Annotated in this window: 18 protein-coding genes and 1 CRISPR repeat array; all 18 genes read left to right on the forward strand. The window is 35.1% G+C overall.

Going from position 1 to position 19,304, the window contains the following annotated elements:
- The first annotated feature begins 40 nt into the window (after positions 1-40).
- Positions 41-385 (forward strand): type III-B CRISPR module-associated Cmr3 family protein, encoded by a 345-nt coding sequence (locus ACSSV9_RS03030; RefSeq protein ID WP_437345790.1) that lies wholly within the window; start codon positions 41-43, stop codon positions 383-385.
- On the forward strand, positions 382-1,545 hold the full coding sequence (locus tag ACSSV9_RS03035) for a hypothetical protein (protein ID WP_437345741.1): 1,164 nt from the start codon (positions 382-384) through the stop codon (positions 1,543-1,545). The genes ACSSV9_RS03030 and ACSSV9_RS03035 overlap by 4 nt, the downstream gene beginning before the upstream one ends.
- A 3-nt stretch (positions 1,546-1,548) precedes the next feature.
- Positions 1,549-2,469, forward strand: coding sequence for a type III-B CRISPR module RAMP protein Cmr4 (gene cmr4, locus ACSSV9_RS03040; protein ID WP_437345742.1), 921 nt, complete (start codon positions 1,549-1,551; stop codon positions 2,467-2,469).
- A gap of 10 nt (positions 2,470-2,479) precedes the next feature.
- The gene (gene cmr5, locus ACSSV9_RS03045) at positions 2,480-2,887 is read left to right on the forward strand and encodes a type III-B CRISPR module-associated protein Cmr5 (protein WP_437345743.1); all 408 of its coding nucleotides are present in this window, start codon (positions 2,480-2,482) and stop codon (positions 2,885-2,887) included.
- Complete coding sequence (gene cmr6 / locus ACSSV9_RS03050) at positions 2,880-3,737, forward strand: type III-B CRISPR module RAMP protein Cmr6 (RefSeq protein WP_437345744.1); 858 nt, start codon at positions 2,880-2,882, stop codon at positions 3,735-3,737. The genes cmr5 and cmr6 overlap by 8 nt, the downstream gene beginning before the upstream one ends.
- Before the next feature lie 6 nt (positions 3,738-3,743).
- Positions 3,744-4,682, forward strand: a complete 939-nt coding sequence (cas6, locus tag ACSSV9_RS03055) for a CRISPR system precrRNA processing endoribonuclease RAMP protein Cas6 (protein ID WP_437345745.1) — start codon at positions 3,744-3,746, stop codon at positions 4,680-4,682.
- Positions 4,683-4,775: 93 nt separating this feature from the next.
- Positions 4,776-5,732 carry a CRISPR-associated endonuclease Cas1 gene (gene cas1, locus ACSSV9_RS03060; RefSeq protein ID WP_437345746.1) on the forward strand — a complete coding sequence of 319 codons (957 nt, stop codon included), beginning with the start codon at positions 4,776-4,778 and terminating at the stop codon, positions 5,730-5,732.
- Between the two features lie 7 nt (positions 5,733-5,739).
- Complete coding sequence (cas2, locus tag ACSSV9_RS03065) at positions 5,740-6,018, forward strand: CRISPR-associated endonuclease Cas2 (RefSeq protein ID WP_437345747.1); 279 nt, start codon at positions 5,740-5,742, stop codon at positions 6,016-6,018.
- A 175-nt stretch (positions 6,019-6,193) separates the two neighbouring features.
- A CRISPR array of direct repeats spans positions 6,194-7,826; the repeat unit is 37 nt; unit sequence ATTCAAATTCACCACCTTGATAAAGAAGGATTGAGAC.
- A gap of 441 nt (positions 7,827-8,267) precedes the next feature.
- Complete coding sequence (locus ACSSV9_RS03070; RefSeq protein ID WP_437345748.1) at positions 8,268-9,362, forward strand: C39 family peptidase; 1,095 nt, start codon at positions 8,268-8,270, stop codon at positions 9,360-9,362.
- A 224-nt stretch (positions 9,363-9,586) separates the two neighbouring features.
- Positions 9,587-9,838 carry a hypothetical protein gene (locus ACSSV9_RS03075; RefSeq protein WP_437345749.1) on the forward strand — a complete coding sequence of 84 codons (252 nt, stop codon included), beginning with the start codon at positions 9,587-9,589 and terminating at the stop codon, positions 9,836-9,838.
- Between the two features lie 145 nt (positions 9,839-9,983).
- Positions 9,984-10,592 carry a hypothetical protein gene (locus ACSSV9_RS03080; protein ID WP_437345750.1) on the forward strand — a complete coding sequence of 203 codons (609 nt, stop codon included), beginning with the start codon at positions 9,984-9,986 and terminating at the stop codon, positions 10,590-10,592.
- Positions 10,593-10,669: 77 nt separating this feature from the next.
- Positions 10,670-11,029, forward strand: coding sequence for a hypothetical protein (locus tag ACSSV9_RS03085; RefSeq protein ID WP_437345751.1), 360 nt, complete (start codon positions 10,670-10,672; stop codon positions 11,027-11,029).
- Positions 11,019-13,520, forward strand: a complete 2,502-nt coding sequence (locus ACSSV9_RS03090; RefSeq protein ID WP_437345752.1) for an ATP-dependent helicase — start codon at positions 11,019-11,021, stop codon at positions 13,518-13,520. The genes ACSSV9_RS03085 and ACSSV9_RS03090 overlap by 11 nt, the downstream gene beginning before the upstream one ends.
- A gap of 27 nt (positions 13,521-13,547) precedes the next feature.
- Positions 13,548-14,342: a hypothetical protein gene (locus ACSSV9_RS03095; RefSeq protein WP_437345753.1), complete on the forward strand. Its 795-nt coding sequence runs from the start codon at positions 13,548-13,550 to the stop codon at positions 14,340-14,342.
- A 9-nt stretch (positions 14,343-14,351) separates the two neighbouring features.
- Positions 14,352-14,720 (forward strand): hypothetical protein, encoded by a 369-nt coding sequence (locus tag ACSSV9_RS03100; RefSeq protein WP_437345754.1) that lies wholly within the window; start codon positions 14,352-14,354, stop codon positions 14,718-14,720.
- 95 nt (positions 14,721-14,815) lie between these two features.
- On the forward strand, positions 14,816-15,730 hold the full coding sequence (locus ACSSV9_RS03105; RefSeq protein WP_437345755.1) for a patatin-like phospholipase family protein: 915 nt from the start codon (positions 14,816-14,818) through the stop codon (positions 15,728-15,730).
- A gap of 73 nt (positions 15,731-15,803) precedes the next feature.
- Positions 15,804-17,666: an NAD(P)/FAD-dependent oxidoreductase gene (locus ACSSV9_RS03110; RefSeq protein WP_437345756.1), complete on the forward strand. Its 1,863-nt coding sequence runs from the start codon at positions 15,804-15,806 to the stop codon at positions 17,664-17,666.
- 366 nt (positions 17,667-18,032) lie between these two features.
- Positions 18,033-19,289: an MFS transporter gene (locus ACSSV9_RS03115; protein ID WP_437345757.1), complete on the forward strand. Its 1,257-nt coding sequence runs from the start codon at positions 18,033-18,035 to the stop codon at positions 19,287-19,289.
- Positions 19,290-19,304: the final 15 nt, after the last annotated feature.

Genomic DNA, 19,304 nt, shown 5'->3' on the forward strand with positions numbered 1-19,304 from the left:
AGCAGCTAAATATTCTCTCTTTAAGGACGACGAGAATTTAATTTCTAAACCCGTCCTATCCTCAAACATCGTAAAATTATATCTGCTTACACCGGCTATATTCGAAAACGGCAGTCTGCCGAATCTCGAAAAGCCCCTCTTCAAAAAATATAATATGAAACTCCTTACTGCTGCTGTTAGCGGTTATAAATCAATTGGCGGTTTCGACATCCAATCCAATCAACCCAAACCTATGTACCGCGCAGTAAAAGAAGGTTCTGTTTTCTATTTTTCCTTTGAAGGCGATTCGAATGATCTGCTTGATGATTTCTTCCTTGCTTCTATCTCCGATTTCAACTTAGACAAACAAGGCTTTGGCATAACATTAATCGGAAATTATAAATGAAAACTGTAATTACATCTGTCGGCACAAGTTTAATTTCTCAATTTCTCAAAGAAAAAAATGATTTCGTCGACTTTATTGACGATATGGAAAAACTACGATACGACGAAAATTATATTAAAAACAACGAACGCAGAATTAACAATCTCAAAAGTAAGTTGAAAGATTTCCTTAATACCAACTCAGATTACTCTGCTGAAGTTTCTAGCACGCTGAAACTTAAAGAAAAAATAAACGAAGAAGTTTCGATATTACCAGTAACTACAGACACACTACTTTCAAATATCTGTGCCGATGTAATTTCGGACCATTTACTCAGTCGTTATAATATTTTTACCGACGAAAAAATATTAATTAAAGGGCTTCAGGTTTTTGACGAAAGAGTATTCATCAAAGAAGGAATTCCCAATCTCATTGACCGCCTCGATAAATACAGCGCTCAGCCGAACATCTACCTCAATTTTACTGGCGGCTACAAAGGCGTTATCCCTTATTTAACTCTTTGGGCACAGGTTAATAACGTAAAGATGATTTATCTCTATGAGGAAAGCAATTCATTGCTTGAAATTCCTCAAGCTCCTATTGATATCAATTGGGGACTTTTTGCCAAGTATTATAAATTACTTCTTCAACTCGAAGATGGATTGGAAATTTCTAAAGAAGAATTCTTCCGAAAGAATAATCTCTACAATTCAGATTTTCCCGACGTTATCGAAGAATTAAACGAAGATAAATTCAGCTTTATTTCATTAAACAGCGTCGGCGTAATTTTTCTTAAAAAGTTCAATCGCTTTAACATCTTCTTTCTGCCTGTAAATTCGAAATACTTTAACGAAGACCCAAACAAAAAATTGCAGTTAAACAGAGCAATTTCTGACCTTATTACAAAAATTGATGCTATCTCCGATAAGTTCGATACTTATCTGGATATAGACCTCAAACACGCAAGACTTAAAGATAACACTTATATCTTTAAGTACGCACATGGTAGTCTTCAAATCAGAATTCATTACAAGTACCAGAATAACCGGCTTACTGTTTTCAATTATCTTTTTGTTCAATCTACAAGCGACGACCATGAATATTCAAAAATATTTAACAATGAATACGAACAATTAAAAAACTCTGAATTAAGCTGTATACCATTACAAAAGGAGATATAAACTATGTACAACCAAAAAAAACTTTTCGTATTCCGTGCTATTACACCATTACATGTCGGAAGTGGCAGCGAACTTGGAATAATTGATCTTCCGATTCAAAGAGAAAAACATACGGATTTTCCAAAAGTCGAGGCCTCTTCGCTCAAAGGGAGTTTAAGAGAGGCATTCGAAAAAAAATTAGGCTACGATAATCTCGACGTTCATCTCGTTTTCGGCTACGACGAAGATTCCGACAGGAAAGGTGAAGTCAAAAATCAACTCAATCAATCAAATCCAGATGGTAGAAATACTGAATTTGCTGGTGCTGTTGCCTTTTCTGATGCACGCATTTTGCTTTTCCCCGTCAAATCCGCTAAAAACATTTTTGCGTATGTCACCTGTCCAAACGTCCTCGAAAAATTCAATAAAGAGAGAATTCTACTCGGTTATCCTTCCTTAGAACTTAATTTACTCGAAAATATTAAAAAGTATCCCGATTTCTGCATTGCCGGCTCAAATTCCCTCCTCGTCAATAAAAAAGTCCACTTAGACGAATATTCATTCACAGCCGAAATTAATGAACAATTTGCAAAAGAATTAGCCGAAGTGATCAACATACCCGAAGTTTCCGATCATCTCGTAATTGTTTCAAACGAAATTTTCAAGAATTTTACGCTATTTTCCACCGAAGTTATTACCAGAACAAAAATAAACAACGAAACCGGCACCGTTGAAGAAGGAGCTCTTTTTAACGAAGAATATTTGCCTGCAGAAACGATTATGTACTCGATGGTCTTTGCTTCCTCAATTTTCAATGAAATTAAAAATAACTTTACAGACGATAAGAGTGTTCTCGATTTTATTACAGAAAACTTTCCTCCTTATTTTCAATTAGGCGGCAACGCCACACTCGGTAAAGGAATTGTCGAATCTAAACTATTATGAGGTAATTACTATGGAAACTACTATCATAACAAAAATTGAACAAGGACGAGCTGCTTTTGCATACAAATGCGCAAGCGATGTAGCCCAAGATCAAAAATTAAAAAAAGATGAAAAAAAAGAATACAAACAATATTCCAAAAAACTAATTACCATGATTAAAACAAACGGACTTGCTCCTACATTAGCTTTTATACTTTCTAAAAGTGGTACTTATGAAAAATTGGGTAATGATATTAGTGCGTGGCTAAAAAAATCAAATTTATTTTCTGACAAATTTGCCAATCTTCATACAACTGTAGACCTAATCAAACATTTAATTAACAATACTGGTTCTGTCGAATATAATCTCATTACAACAGAAGTTCTAAACTTTTTAGTTTGGCTCAAACGATTTAACGAGGGGTTAATCGATGAATAAAAAAAATAATGAACCGAAAGAAATTCTCCTTCTTCCAGTAGATACAAGTAACAGTATTGACAAAAATTTATCTCAAATCGATAACTTTGCCCTAAAATACAACAAATTTATACTTGGGGACATCAATAACAAATATAAAATTGACCCTAAGAAAATTAATATTACTATAAACGAAAAAAGTTTAAAAAATTTGTTAGAAGAGATTAACCTTCAACAGATAAAATCTGCACAAGCTATATTTGGTCCCCAAAACGTAATAGAAAATAAAAAAGAATTATCCGACAAAATTATTGTTGGATTGGGCAACGAGTCTGTCTACGAAACTTCGATGACCTTGCACTATACGTACGGTTTTCCATATATTCCCGGCCAGTCGCTCAAAGGCGCCGTAAGAAGCCACGTCATTAATTATTATTTCCATAAAAAGGAAGAAGAGGCACTTACAACAAGTAAAACTTTCTGCCTGCTTTTTGGATGTCCTGAAAAAATTAAAGATCAAAAAACAGCTCTGGCAAAAGAATACAAAGGAAGCGTCGTCTTTTTCGATGCTTTCCCAATTTATATGGATGAATTGTGCTTAAAAAAAGACATTATAAATCCTCATTACGGCGAATATTACGAAAAGAAAAAACCGCCGGCAGATTATTTAATGCCTGTTCCTGTCAGTTTTCTGGCTATTGAGAACACAATCTTTCAATTTATATTAGCCGCTAATAATAACGAATTAGTTCAATGGCAGGGCAAAGAGGTAAAATTACTCGATTTGGCGTGGAATCTTACAAACGAAGCTCTCACAAAATCGGGTGTGGGTGCAAAAACTGCCGTTGGATATGGATATTTCAAGGAATAATTTTCAATGGAACAAAACTTAAGTCTGTATAAATTTATTTTCCGCTTTGAGTCAGAAGAAGAAATTTCATTGCCTCTTTATAAATGGTCGATGCTCAGAGGCACATTCGGGCATTCCTTTAAGTCGGTCGTTTGTATTACAAAAAAGAAATATTGCGACAAATGCCTTATCAAAAATCAGTGCAGTTACTATTTAATCTTCGAAACAGAGGCTCGGCAAAGTAATCTTTGGTTTCTCAATGGCGTCAAAAAATTCCCTCACCCTTTTATTATTAATTCTCCCGACAACGATAAAACTTCTTTAAAAAAAGGAGAAACTTTTGACGTCTCTTTGACCATTATACCCAAGTTTAAGCACCTTTTACCATTTTTTATACTTACTTTTCAAAAATTCGGGCAATTTGGGATATCTTCCGCACGGCACAAGCTATCACTTCAAAAAGTATTTTCTGTAAATAGCAGCGGAGTAACTGATATATTTGATTCAGCCACTCAAAATTTCAACGAAAATTTTACGGCTTTTAATATCAACCTCAATTCCGTAAAAACAAATAAAGTTAAACTTGAGTTTACAACTCCTTTGCGCATTCAAGAAAATTCCACTTTAATCTATCATAAAGACAAAATAACGCCCGATCTTTTGATGCGCACTATTTTACGAAGAGTATATTCAGTTCTAACACTTTTTTACGATATTCCCGTTACAGAAACAAATGCCGGCATTCAAGATATTAGCATTGTCGAAAACGACTTATATTATCAAAAAATACAGAGATATAGTAATCGGCAGAAACAAAAAATGGAATTTGGTGGTCTTCTGGGCTCTATTATAATATCGGGAAAAAATCTTTCGGAATATCTTCCCCAAATTGTTCTTGCGTCTCACTTTAATATTGGTAAAAATACTTCTTTTGGTTACGGTTCTTTTAAATTAACTTATCTATAAATTCGATTCGGCTCTTTGAAATATTGTTCGACCAATTTCTATTGGTAATTGGGCACAAGAAAATTTTAACGAATAAAAAAAAGCGGAAGTTTTATGAAAAGAATACTTATACTTACCAATCCTTCCATTACAATTACTCGCAAAAGCAAAAGAGTGATTCTCGAGTCGAACGAAAATTCAGAGGAGATAAAAGTAAAAGAAATTTCTGCGTGTCTATTATTTGGCAACATACAGATAACAAGTCAGGCAATTCGGCTTTTTGCAGAGGAAGGAATACCAATAACAAACCTTTCTTTTGAAGGCGAACCACGTTATTTTGTTTTGCCTCCTAAATACATTAATTACGATCTAAAAATTCGCCAGTACGAAGCCTTTCGTTCGCCAGAAAAACGCCTTGAAATCGCAAAATTCATCATTAATCAAAAGATAATTAACTCTTTAAATTTTATTAAAACATCGAAAAGCCGAAACAAAAAAATAACTGCTCGCGAAATAAAAAAAGTGGAAGCAACTGCAATCGAATCCGTAAAAAGAGCCAGCTCGATTGAAGAATTGATTGGACACGAGGGTAACTTTACAAAGATTTATTTTGATATGTTAAAAGAAATTTCATCAGGTTCAATTCGTTTCACTCAGCGGAGCAAACGCCCTCCAAAGGACGAAGCCAATGCGCTTCTCAGTTTTATTTATACGCTCACCTATTCTCTTATTACTGGTATTGTTTTCGCGGCAGGTTTCGATCCTTATATTGGATTTGTTCATTCCGAAGACTACGGGCGAAATTCGTTTGCACTCGACATTCTCGAACTTTACCGTGCCCCTTTTTGCGACCGATTCTTTATTAACCTAACCAACAAGAACATTCTTCAAGCTCGCCACTTCCTTAAATCTGAAAAAGGCGGGTTCTTTCTAAACAACGATGGAAAAAAAATCTTTTTTGAACACTGGAAAAAGTACGTTTACGATTACGACAAACCTTCTAAAAGCATTATCTATAATATTCAGGAAAACCTTACTAAATTCTCAAAATTATTGAGAGCGGGAGGTTAAAAGGAGATTGAAACAATACATTATTACTTACGATATTCCATCGGACAAAAGACGAAATAAAATTTGCGAACTCTTGAAAGACTACGGATTGCACGTACAATATTCCGTTTTTGAATTAGAACTTGACGATAAAGACTACAAGTTACTTATCAAAAAAATTAAGAAGACCATAAACACAAGCCAGGATTCAGTACGCATCTACACAATTCAGAGCAATCTTGATAACTGCATAATTGAATTAGGTACGGATAAATTTAACAAAGGGCCTGTAATCTTTATCGATTAAAATTTCTGCAGGGTCGACACGATAAAAACAGCCGACCCTGCAGAAAAATTTTTATTTGATTTTTCTCCATTTTTCCATAATTTATCTTCGCAACAAAAAATTGTTTTTATTTTTCATTAGCTGCAGAAAATTGGTCAATTAAGTTGTTCTTTAACAACGGGTTACAAAGGGAAGTATTCAAATTCACCACCTTGATAAAGAAGGATTGAGACTAAGACCCAGGGAAGCTAATACATCTCTACTAACCATTTCCATTCAAATTCACCACCTTGATAAAGAAGGATTGAGACCTGATCTTATTTTTTTGCCACCATAGTATTTTGCACGGAAGATGATTCAAATTCACCACCTTGATAAAGAAGGATTGAGACAGGCAGTTTCGAAATGGCGTCCATTTCGCCTCTCCTTCTCCATTCAAATTCACCACCTTGATAAAGAAGGATTGAGACTCTTTGTCGTGAATGTTTAGAATTCATATATATTGCGGAACATTCAAATTCACCACCTTGATAAAGAAGGATTGAGACGCGAATGTGCTTCAGCATTGAACGTTTTGAACGTTTGCCCCATTCAAATTCACCACCTTGATAAAGAAGGATTGAGACGCGTAAAACTGCTTAATTCTTGCAGTTTTAGCTAATCTAACCTCATTCAAATTCACCACCTTGATAAAGAAGGATTGAGACAGGAGAGACTGTTAGTCAAGCTATTAGTGCGGCACGTAGGGTTGATTCAAATTCACCACCTTGATAAAGAAGGATTGAGACAGAGGCAGCTCTGCCAAAATGGTCTTCGCCATTTTGTCCCCATTCAAATTCACCACCTTGATAAAGAAGGATTGAGACGCGTAAATGCTGTTTTTACTGTCCGATCTATTATCTGGTGCCAGATTCAAATTCACCACCTTGATAAAGAAGGATTGAGACCTAACTCCTTTACTGCAAGGCTAGCGAAAAGTTCTTCGTAAGATTCAAATTCACCACCTTGATAAAGAAGGATTGAGACCTCGCTTGCACGAGGCAGGTTCATGTTGTCCAAGCCAAGGTCATTCAAATTCACCACCTTGATAAAGAAGGATTGAGACTTGCCTCCGGTTAAACCGGAATGATAGGGACTGCCTGGATCAGAAATTCAAATTCACCACCTTGATAAAGAAGGATTGAGACGATCTCCACAGATTAGTACCTTGCTGCAGGCTTCAGATAAGATTTACAGATTCAAATTCACCACCTTGATAAAGAAGGATTGAGACGCACCAACTGGAACGTACCCATCGGGAGAGTTTATAGAAACTATTCAAATTCACCACCTTGATAAAGAAGGATTGAGACGACCCTTTCGGGTCTTTTACCAGTTTCAGGTTTCGGCTTAGGATTCAAATTCACCACCTTGATAAAGAAGGATTGAGACCTAAAGAGGCGAGCGCATCTTTTATACTCACTCTTTTACCTCATTCAAATTCACCACCTTGATAAAGAAGGATTGAGACACACCCGTGCCCACTCGATAAATTGTCGAAGAGCCAACTCAATTCAAATTCACCACCTTGATAAAGAAGGATTGAGACGACCGAAGAAGAGCTTGAGATTATGAATATTAAAGCTGTTAACTCATTCAAATTCACCACCTTGATAAAGAAGGATTGAGACTGCTTCTACTTTTCAAGTACCATTTCATTCCTTATTTTATCCAATTCAAATTCACCACCTTGATAAAGAAGGATTGAGACGACCCTTTCGGGTCTTTTACCAGTTTCAGGTTTCGGCTTAGGATTCAAATTCACCACCTTGATAAAGAAGGATTGAGACGAGATGGGCTAAGAGAATGGTTATCTTTAAGATTACCTGTTTTTTTTAAGCAGAAATGCGTATTATCTTTTACGTCAAAATAATTGCCTGCACCTCAATTGGAGATTTTTTTGCTTTGACAAAAGCCCCGAGAATATTTATTTTGAAAGTAAAAGGCATTACACTGATATAGACGGTGGAAGCGAAAAAATTCGAATAGTTAGTGTGTAAATGAATATTTAATAAACACCCCCTTGCTCCTGAAAAAACAAATTACAAGTCAATTAAAAATATTTTTGGGAGTTATAGATCGGCTTATTGGTAAAAAATTAAAATTGTGTGTTATCTTGAATTTAACAAAAGAAAGCGAAGCGACGGATTTAAAAGTGTGTGATGTGTTACCTATGATGTCCTTAAGGTGATTAGTCAAATTAGTACAATAAAAGGGTAAAGGAGGAAATTATGCGGAATATAAATATTTTACTTATTATTTTTTCTATATGCTGTTTTTGTATTATGGTTTCATGTGGCGATCGTGGAGAAGACGTTGTTGGGACAGATCTTCCCGATATTCCTGAATATACTAATTTATCGTTAGCAAATTTACCTGATAGTAAAATTCTTGATGTACCGACCAGAAAGAGTTTAGCAGGATTATGTTATATTGAATCATTTTCAATGCAGATAGCTTATATTGATAATTCCATTACAATACAGGAAGTCGTCGCTTTCTCAGGAAGTGGAGCAATTCTAAGTTATGATTCTTATTTGAAAGCATTTAAATCCGAGGTTCCATATCCGCAGTCTGCACGTGAATATCAATTAAAAAATTATGGTGTTCATTATATTTTAGGGTCAGCACATGGATACTCACGCCTTTATAACAATGCCCATGCTAAAATTACTTATAAAAATGCAGATGATGCATTGAAGTATCTAAAAGCGGTAATAAATTCGGGCAGACCTGCACAGGTCTACATTGATCTGGGTTATATGCACTCTCATCCTAAATTTCCGAACATTCAACCTGGTAAAGGTAGTCACTGGATTCTTGTAACAGGATATGATTCTGATGGAATATATATGAATGAGACATATGACGAAAATGAACCAGAGGATAAATATAAAAATTTTGAAATCCCTGTAGAGGAATTTTTAACTGCTTGGGAAAAGGGAGGTAACCTCGCCTCTGGTGAGGATCAGAGTGGTCCATACTGGATGATGTTTATAGAAGAGAAAACTAAGGAGCAGTTGATTAATAAAAAGTCAATTGCCGATGTTTTGGCAATGCAGAAAGGACTCTCCGCTAATAACTCCAGCACTATTGAAAATAATTTGGATTCAGATTTTTCTGGTACTCACTGGAATGAGATAGCATCTCTTAAGGAATCGTTTGGTAATTTCCTGATAGATAATGGTTACACCGAGGCAGGTAATATTTATAAAGAACTTGGAACGGAATATAGAAGTTGCAACAATCTAAGTAGGGATGGTATTAAGACTAAACTTAATACTGAGATAAAGTCAAAAGAAATAGAAGCGAGAATAAAATACTAACGAATGTTGTATTAGCAATTCTTAATGTCACGCCGTGATTCAATCACAAGTCGTCGCGGGTACACCAGTATTGTTGTGGTCGCTCGTATGAGATGGGAGTCTGTCACGTACACCCAGTCCCGACATATGCAGTGAAACTAGTTCCAGTTCCATCAGGCCTCAGTTAGGATGCACGTTCAGCCATGTTGTAACAGTACAAAAAAGATAGGCCTGTTCCCGCGATCATGGCGAAGAGCCAGTCAAAGTATACTGCGTCGATCTTCCAGCGATGGAACCGCGACAGATCGCTCGGAGCCCCTGTTGTAGAACAGCCGAAACTCACTTATCAACCTGCCATCATCTGGGAACTGTCTCCCATCAAATCTATAGCTGTTTCGTTTCGATCACTCTGCACTCGATATCCCCATTGTGACGGAATACGTTATTCGTTCAGTTTACCTTTCTTTGCAATTTTGAACGCAAGAGTGATATTCTGAATTCATATTCACTACCTTGATAAAGAAATATCGAGAGCAATCTTACAAAGTTTCTCGATCTTGCTAATCTTGAAATCTCATTATTTACTATCAGAAAATTTGTAACCAATTAATTCTTAACAAAAAATTTAATAGGAGTTTATAAATGCTTCAAAACGAATTTAATATGTCAAAATTAAGCTTGAAGTATTTCAAGCATTTCTGCTTTCCTAAAATTAAAACAAGTCTTAAATCACACCCCGAATTTGTCGTCGACGCTATTACTCACTCGATGGATCAAGATGAACTGAAAAAAAAGTTCAAAGAAAACAGTCACAATATTATTACTGCCAGCAAAATTTATGTGAAAATTGATCACATGCTAACTTTAAAAAAAATGATCGGTCTGTTCATTGTAAAAGAGCTTTCTAAAAAAAATCTTTACAGTTCTGATATGCTAAATCCCGTCGATATACCTTTGTTTTACTTGGACGACTCCCTTTTCAACTATGATGATGATGGTGATGATGATAGTGAAGATAATTCTGAATCTAGTCTTTTTGCTTTTGCCTTAATACCGTTTTTGGATAACTATATTAAAAAAATATTTGAAATCGATTTTTACAATAACGGTAATAAAATTATTCAAGGTCAGCTCTGGATATTGGCCCCCGTTCTAAAATTACTTGATGTAAAAGTTACTCCCCCTGAAATGACTTTCGAACAGTTTAAAAAAGATGTTATCGATTTAATTGAGACTTCCGACACACTTTAATATCTCTATAAGATTCCTTAAAATAAATTTTAAAGAGCCCGCCTGCGTCCCTCTTATTAGCAATAAAGGGGAAATTTATGGCGGCAATTTTATTACTTGGTCTATTTATGGTTATACTGACCGTAGTGTTCTGGTATTTGGAGTTGCGTCCTTTTTTGGACCATCTCTACTTTCTGCCGGCACGAAAAAATAAGTTCTCGATACTCTTTTACTCGTTGTATGCACTCTTTAACAACATATTTCGATTTTTTTATTATGGCCGCTACTTTTTAATCGACTTGTTTGCCACGGCTTTTCTTGTTTCGTTTTTAGGATTTGGGGATGCTGTCACGGGTGCAATTTTGGGCCTCACAATGTCGAACGCCATATCGATTCTTTTACTCTACATTCAAAAAAGAAACCAAAAAAAGAGAGGGACACTGTCGAATGTTAACTGAGATTAAAAAAAATTCTGTGCATAGACTATCACGAGAACAACAAGGGGTAGTAAAATTATCTGAGGGAAAGCATATTGTATTTGCCCCGCCTGGTACAGGCAAAACAGAAATTTTAGCACATCGAATTAATTATGCGCTTGCTCATAATGTTAATCCAGAAGAGATGCTCTGCCTTACTTTTACCAATCGTGCTGCTAAAAATATGCAGACGCGTATTGAAAATTATAACGGAAGCCATTCAGTATTTGTTGGTAATCTTCACAGCTTTTCATATCGTTTTCTTATTAAAAATAAATTACTTCCACGCTACACTGCTTTAATGGACGAAGAAGATTCTTACCTTTTATTAAGAGAAGCTGTTGATAACTTACACTATAGACCTTATGGTGTGAAAAATTTTTATGAAAAATTATCCCTAATAAAAAATTATTTAAAACAGCGGAGTCTAAATTTTCCAGAAAACTTAATTAAAATACCAAATGATTGTCTCGAACTCCTAAACGATACACCTATAGTTAAAAACATATGCGAGGAATATGAAAGATTAAAAGAAGAATCGGAATTAATTGATTTCGACGACTTACTAAATCTGGCTTACTGTCATTTGAGCAATGGCGGTCATAAAAAATATAAATGGATTCAAGTTGACGAAGCTCAGGATTTAAATCCTCTTCAGTTCAGAATTATTGAACTCCTTTCAGAGGATTCGGCACACGTCGTATATTTTGGCGATCGGGAACAGTCGATCTTCTCGTTCATGGGTGCCGACCTTGAAACCGTAAATAAATTGAGGAACAGTTGTACCTTACATACACTTACAAAAAATTATCGCTCGCCTGCTTACCTACTAAAAGTATTTGTGCAATATGCAAATTCTAATTTAAACCCAACCTGGGATAAAGAACCGCGTTCAATGTTAACCGGTATCAAAAATGAAAATGCCCTTAGAATTTATCACGTCGATGGCCAACCTGGAGACGAAATTGATTTTATTGTAGAAAATCTTATTAAAAAAGCTAATATTAATAAAGAAGACAGAACAGCCATTCTTGTTCATTCAAACAAACGTGCTGAAGCCTTTTCTGAAGTTCTTTTACAGGAAAAAATTCCTCACTTCAAGATTTCTGGCTTCGACCTTTTCCGCAGACGTACGATCAAAGATATCATGGCCTTTTTAAGCGTCCTCGAAAATAAATACGACCGTTTGTCGTGGAGTAGAATTTTTCACCTTTTTGCTAAAATAAGCACTTTAAAAGAATCCCGTTTATTCATCAACAAATTCTGGGAAAAAGGTCTTTTTCCCGATGATTTACTGGACTCAAAAATTTTTAGTACAAATTACTTGTCGAAATTTCTATCAACAATTCAAAATCAGAGAGTGGTTGTTTTCGATACAGAGACTACCGGCTTAAATAAAAAAGAGGACGACATTATTCAAATAGCTGCAGTTGAACTTATTAACGGCTCAATAGGAAGAGAATTTTGTGTTTACATAAAAACTGATCTGCCACTGGAAGAATCCTCAAAAATTCATAATATTACGCGTGCAATCCTCGATAAACAAGGACTTGATGCAGCCGAAGCCTTTAAAAAATTTAACGAGTTTGTTGATGGCGCCCCATTAATTGCCCACAATCTTGATTTCGACTACGAGATTCTTTCTAATAACATAAAAAGAAAAGAGATTGAATTTAATATACCAGGAAAATTATTCGATACATTAAACGTAACAAGAAGAGTATTTCCAAAATTAAATTCTTACAAACTCGCAGATTTAATAAAATACTTTTCGTTGGAAGGCATAAATTCTCATAATGCCCTGGATGATGTTAAAGCAACGGCATCTCTTATAAAATTCTTAATTCCAGAAATAAAAAAGAAAATAAATGAGATCGAAGAATTTTTATTGTCACATAAAAGAACCATCGAAAAGTTACAAAGCAATTTTTCACCTCTCTGGGAAATTTTTTATTCCAGCAACGACATTCTTGATTTACCTTATTTAATTAACTTGTTTTTAGAGTACTTAATGGATAATAATATTCTTGACATGGAACAATTTGAAAAAGATAAACCCTATTTAGAAAAACTAATTAGACATATGAAATTAAATTGTAAAGAGTTACCAGTAAAAGAATTATTAAATAAATATGTGCCTGAGTATAAATTATACAAAGAAGCCGATCTTATAACAGGAGAAGAAAAAATTATAGTTTCCACAATCCACAAAGCAAAAGGATTAGAATTCGAAAATGTAATTATTCCCGGTTGTATTAATGGCGTTTTTCCTTCTTTTTACTCGAGAACTAAAGAAGAAGAATTAGAAAATGCCAGGCTTTTATACGTTGCATTAACCCGCTCGAAAAAAAATATAACTATCACCACATACTCAAAGTTTCTTTGCTATACTAAAACCCCATCTCGATATCTAAGAACTATAGAAAATCTGTTTGTAACCACAAAAGTGAATCATAAATATTATAAAATATGATTACTCAAAAAAAATATAGAGGGCTTTATGGAAACTACAATTAACTTAGAAAAAAACAACGCGTTCCAACAAATTTATGACGAACTAAAATTTTCACTTTCTTCTTTAAGAAACTCGGAATTAAACTCAATCCTCATTGGCTTGCTTAAAGAATCTGCAGTAGACACATACGAAAACAAGAAGACTATAGTCAATAAAATATATAAAAAGACAAGCGAGAAGATAAATAAATATAAAGAAGCTACTTTTAAAGTTGCCTTTAAGGAAGATCTACTAAAATTAAAAACTTTTCTTAAGAATGCGCCAGAGAATATATCAAAAATAATCAACAGCATAAAGAAAATGAGTAAAGAAGAAAAAATCGATTTAATAATTTCTTATCTTTTTGCTCTTACAATTTTTTTAGTTGCTGCGGGAGGAACCGACATTGAAGGTGGTATTCCTGATCTCGATATTACAATTGGAGGGATTGGAATGCATCGAAGTTTATTTTTCCATTCTATATTGGTTGGCATTACTTTTGAATTTACAATGAGATTTTGTTACAAAATTGTGCAGTTGGTGATTGAAAACTTGCCAGAAGATCATCATAAAATTTGGGACAAAATAAAATTATTTATCGATAAGAATAAGAATTTATCAATTGCGGCACTCTGGCTTGGGATATCTGTGCATTTAATTAAAGATACTGGCATCGTTACTGGAAACTTCAAACCTTATGCCGACCTACCAATCAGTTTGAAAACAATGCATCATAAAATTATTTTAACAGCAAACGGTGTTGGCTCTTCAATTATTGGAATAGAAAACTTACATAAATAGAGGTACTCAATGCTTATCAATTTATCTAATCATCCTTTTGAACGCTGGAGTGAAAATCAAAAAAAGATTGCTGAAAGTAATTTCGGAAAAGTTATAGACATTCCGTTTCCAGAAATTCCACCAGAAAGCAGTCTGGAATATGTAACTAAATTAGCTGAAGAATATATGACCAAAATCGAAGATTTGATTAATCAAAACAGACCGGATTATTATGCTGTTCACATTATGGGAGAACTAACGTTTGTTTATGTAATTGTAAATAAATTAAAAGAAAAAAATATACCCGCCGTTGCTTCTACAACTAAACGAGAGGTTGTTGATACACCGGAAGGGAAATTATCAAAGTTTAATTTTACCCGTTTCAGAAACTATTTTTAATTTACTGAACGGAACGAGGCATAAAGCCTAAAAAATTTCCTCCTGTTGTTAAATTATCTTCTATCTTTGCAGTTGTAAAATCGGGAAATTAAAAAGTGTCGAAGTTAGGAATAGCATTGGGAGGCGGAGGGGCGCGTGGTCTTGCGCATATTGGTGTACTTAGAGTGCTCGAAAAAAGAAAAATTAAAATTCACGCCATTACCGGCTGTAGCATGGGTGCAATAATCGGGGGACTTTATGCCTATTACGGAAATATTAACGATGTTGAAAAGTTTATATACAATGTTCTTAACAATCCTCGCTTCAAAGAACTTGGCATATCAAAATTAGGCGATTCAAAGAATGCTCTTAACAGAAACTTTATGGAACAACTTTTTGATTTTATCGAAGTTCGTTTGAAAGCTTTTAAATCCCTTACGAGTTTATCTTACTTCGAAGAAGAAGAAACAGAAGAGCTGTTCCAGATTATTCCCGATGTTCCAATTGAAAGTATGAAAATTAAATTTTCTGCGGTTGCTACCGATTTAATTTCAGGCGAAGAAATCAATTTTACAAGCGGTTCATTAAGAACGGCAATAAGAGCCAGCTCGGCAATTCCTGGAATTTTTCCTCCTGTCAAGTATAAAAACTATTTATTGGTTGACGGCTATACTTCTGAGACCGTCCCAGCCACAAAGTTGAAAATATTAGGAGCCGACCGTATCCTGGCTGTGGATGTTATGAGAAAATTAAAACACTCAAAAGCACCTGAAAACATTATCGACCTCCTTTATCGTACTGAAGATATTACTGCTTACCATCTGGCTCTGTTAAAATTAAAGGAAGCCGATCTCATAATTCATCCTGATATAAAAAATTTATCGTGGGCTGATTTTGAACATGCCGATGAAATTATTAAAGCAGGAGAACTCGCCGCAATCGAAAACCTATACGAAATAAAAAAACTCGTCAACCGTTTTCCAGTCACTCTCTGGTTTTTCAAACTGATGAGATATTTGAGGAGAGTCTAAACTTACCTCAGTGCTTCCCCTTTCGAATCAATTTTCCCGATGTAGCATCTAACCAAATAAAAAATTATAAAAAATGGCACTCCCTGAATTCAGAAACAGATTAATTATGTCGGCCGTCAAAACTGGCTATGGAGACGGCAGTGGTAAAATAACAGAAAGACACATCGCTTTCTGGGAAAGGCGTTCCCGTCATGTTGCAGCGGTTATCTTCGAACCGTTTTATATTGACCGCAGAGTTAGAGAACTTCCTACTCAAATAGGGATCGATTCCGACGATAAAATAGAGGGACACAAAAAATTAGTAGATACAATCCATAAAAATGGTGCACTTGCAATTGCACACATCAATCATCCCGGCAGAATGGCAAATCCAAAACTCGAAGGAAACATCTTTCTTTCTGCTTCAGAAATTGAATGCCCAAACGGCGGCAAAAAGCCAAAAGAAATGACAATAGATGATATTAATTCAGTAGAGAATCAATACATACAGGCTGCCATTCGTGCTAAAAATGCGGGCTATGATTTAATAGAACTTCAGTTTGGACTTGGCTATCTGATTGCACAATTCATCTCTCCAGATTCAAACAAAAGAGTAGATCAATACGGCGGTAGTTTTGAAAATCGTCTCCGTTTTGGTATAGAAATATTGAGAAGAATTAAAGAAGAAACCGGCCTGCCTGTAATTGTTCGGCTGAGCGGTGATGAGATGTACGACGGCGGAATTTCGATTGAAGAGACCATTAGAATAGCAAAAACGCTGGAGAATAAAAAAGTTGATGCCCTTCATGTCACTTCTGGTAATGTTTGTATGAGCCCACCGTGGTATTATCAACATCACTTCATTCCAAAAGGAAAAAATTGGGAGCTTTCAAAAAAAATTAAAGAAGCTGTTTCAGTTCCTGTTATTGCCGTTGGGCAGATTAACGAGCCGGAAGATATCGACACAATTTTTAATTCCGGTTCTGCCGATTATGTGGCAATAGGGCGTGCTCTTATAGCCGACCCCGATTTCGCGGGTAAATATTTAAAACTACTTGACGAACGAATCCGCCCGTGCAGTTCTTGTTTAACTGGTTGCTTGGGTAGAATAAAGATTGGCAAAACTTTGCAATGTGAAATCAATCCGACGGTAGGAAGGGAACTGGAAGATATTGTTCCTTCTACAACGAAAAAGAATTATGCGGTTGTTGGAGGCGGCCTGGCAGGTATGGAAGCTGCTCTCACTTTGGCAAAAAGAGGTCACAATGTAACTTTGTTCGAAAAGGAAAAACTCGGCGGTCAATTTAATTATGCTCCGCTGCCACCAGGCAAAATTTCATTAAATAAGCAAATCAATTTTTATATCGAAGAAATTAACGATAGTAATGTTAAGGTAATATACAAAGAGGCAACTCCCGAAGATTTGATCGGAAAATTTGATGGGGTTTTAATTGCCACCGGTTCCAGACCTTTTATTCCGAAAATTGAGGGGATGAAAAAATACAATTGGGCAGAAATAATGTTAGACCCTCCGCACAATAAAAATGTACTCATTATTGGTGGTGGCTCGATCGGAGTTGAAATAGCATCGGCACTCGTCGACAATAACAACAATGTTACAATAGTCGAAATGCTCGACGAAATTGCCCGCGACATGGAATTAATAACCAGAAAATTGAATTTAAATAAGCTCAACAAAGCGGGAGTTAAAATTATAACAGACTCGAAGGTAACGAGTTGTTCTAAAGATGAAGTCCGCATCTCAAATAAAAACGGCACAGAAACCGTGCTTAAGAACATCGATTTATGTGTTGTAGCTGCAGGCATGATACCCGATAGATCGCTTGTAGAAAAGCTCGATGGAAAAATCCCTTATTACATAATTGGAGATGCCGAAAAAGTAGGTGATGCTGTTTCTGCTATACAAAGTGGCTACTTTACTGCAAAAGAACTTTAAACAGGAAGTGATAGATAATTCATTAAAACTGGTGTATTTTCTTCGGTAAACCAGGTGGAAAAAAGATTTATTACGCTCTTCATTTTACTTTTATGAATACGATAAGAATAGGCATGTAAGCTCTGTCAATAAACTATAGAATCCAGGCGAAAAGAAATTGCAAAATTATTTGAAATGGAAAAGCAACTTTTATTGTAGAAAATTTTTTCCTCATGCGTTTGAAACTATTAACACACCCAACAGCAATGTGTCAATGCAATGGAAATATAGTTTAAAGTGGGAGTAGAAAAATTATTATATGGAACAGTCGATTATATAAAGTAACAAACGGCAAAAATGAGCGTTGGTTAATAAAAAAAGACTACGATGCAAAAGATAATTGACACAGCACATCCTGTTACTTACCAAAAAAGAAACTTTTTTTCCCTCATATGGCATGCATTCTGGTTAGCACTGGCAGAAACTTTTGCAGATAAAAACACAATACTTCCGGCGTTAATACTTTATGCTGGAGGTACTCAAACAGATGTTGGATATCTTACTTCGATTATGATTGGGGTGCCGTTGTTATCTCAGTTATTCTTTGCAATTCTTCTTAGAGACAAACCACACAAAAAGAATTTTCTTCTTGCTGCCATTTATTTAAGAGTTATTGCCTTTGCAGGCGCTGCTTATTCTATTTTTCTTATTGGACAAATTTCAACGACCTCTTTTATTTATTTTTTACTTTTCTGGATGTTTCTTTTTTCAGTAAGCGGTGCTTTTGCGGGAATTTCTTACGGCGATATTGTAGGCAAAAGTTTTGAGAATTCAATACGTAAAAAATTCTTTGCCTTTAAACAATTTTTTACAGGGATCGGTATTCTCTTTTCAGCCTTCCTGGCAAAATATTTATTGAACGGGATTGAATTCCCGCGTAATTATCAGGTTGCCTTCTTCAGTGCAGCTTCTTTTCTTTTTATTGCATCATTCGGCTTCTGGATGATTAATGAGAAAGCTTCTCAATTAATAATAAAAAAAGAAAAATTATTAGGAATAATCACTCGTGAAATAAAAGACAGCAAAACCTTACGCCAGCTAATATTAATTTCCAATCTCGCCGGTGTTTCATTTGTCACGCTCCCTTTTTTAATTGGATATATAAAGGAATCCATTCCAATAACAAAATTAGAAGTTGGGAATTTTCTACTTATACAGATTTCAGGAATGATTGCTTCCAGCTTAATTTGGAAAAAAGTAGTACACCGTTATTCATACAAGGGAATGATGAGAATTAGTATACCGCTACTTGCTTCTATTCCCCTCTTATCTTTATTAATTAACTCGATAATGTTGTTTTATGTTTTGTTTTTCATAATCGGGGGAGCCATCGGTTCATGGAAGATAATACAGGAGGGTGCAATTATTGAAATTTCGAATGAAGAAAACAGAACCCTCTATCTTGGATTGTTTGGAACACTTAATTTATCTTTAATTATAGCGCCCCTCTTTATCGGCACAATCATAAACTATATCGACATTTCATATATCTTTGTTACATCAGCGATCCTCACACTAATTTCATTTTTTATTATAAAAAAGATTGTGTGTCCAATAGACTTAAAAATTAATTTATCTATATAGTTTTACATTAATAAG

This window comes from Melioribacter sulfuriphilus, from assembly GCF_051488685.1.
In the GTDB taxonomy this organism is placed as follows: domain Bacteria; phylum Bacteroidota; class Ignavibacteria; order Ignavibacteriales; family Melioribacteraceae; genus Melioribacter.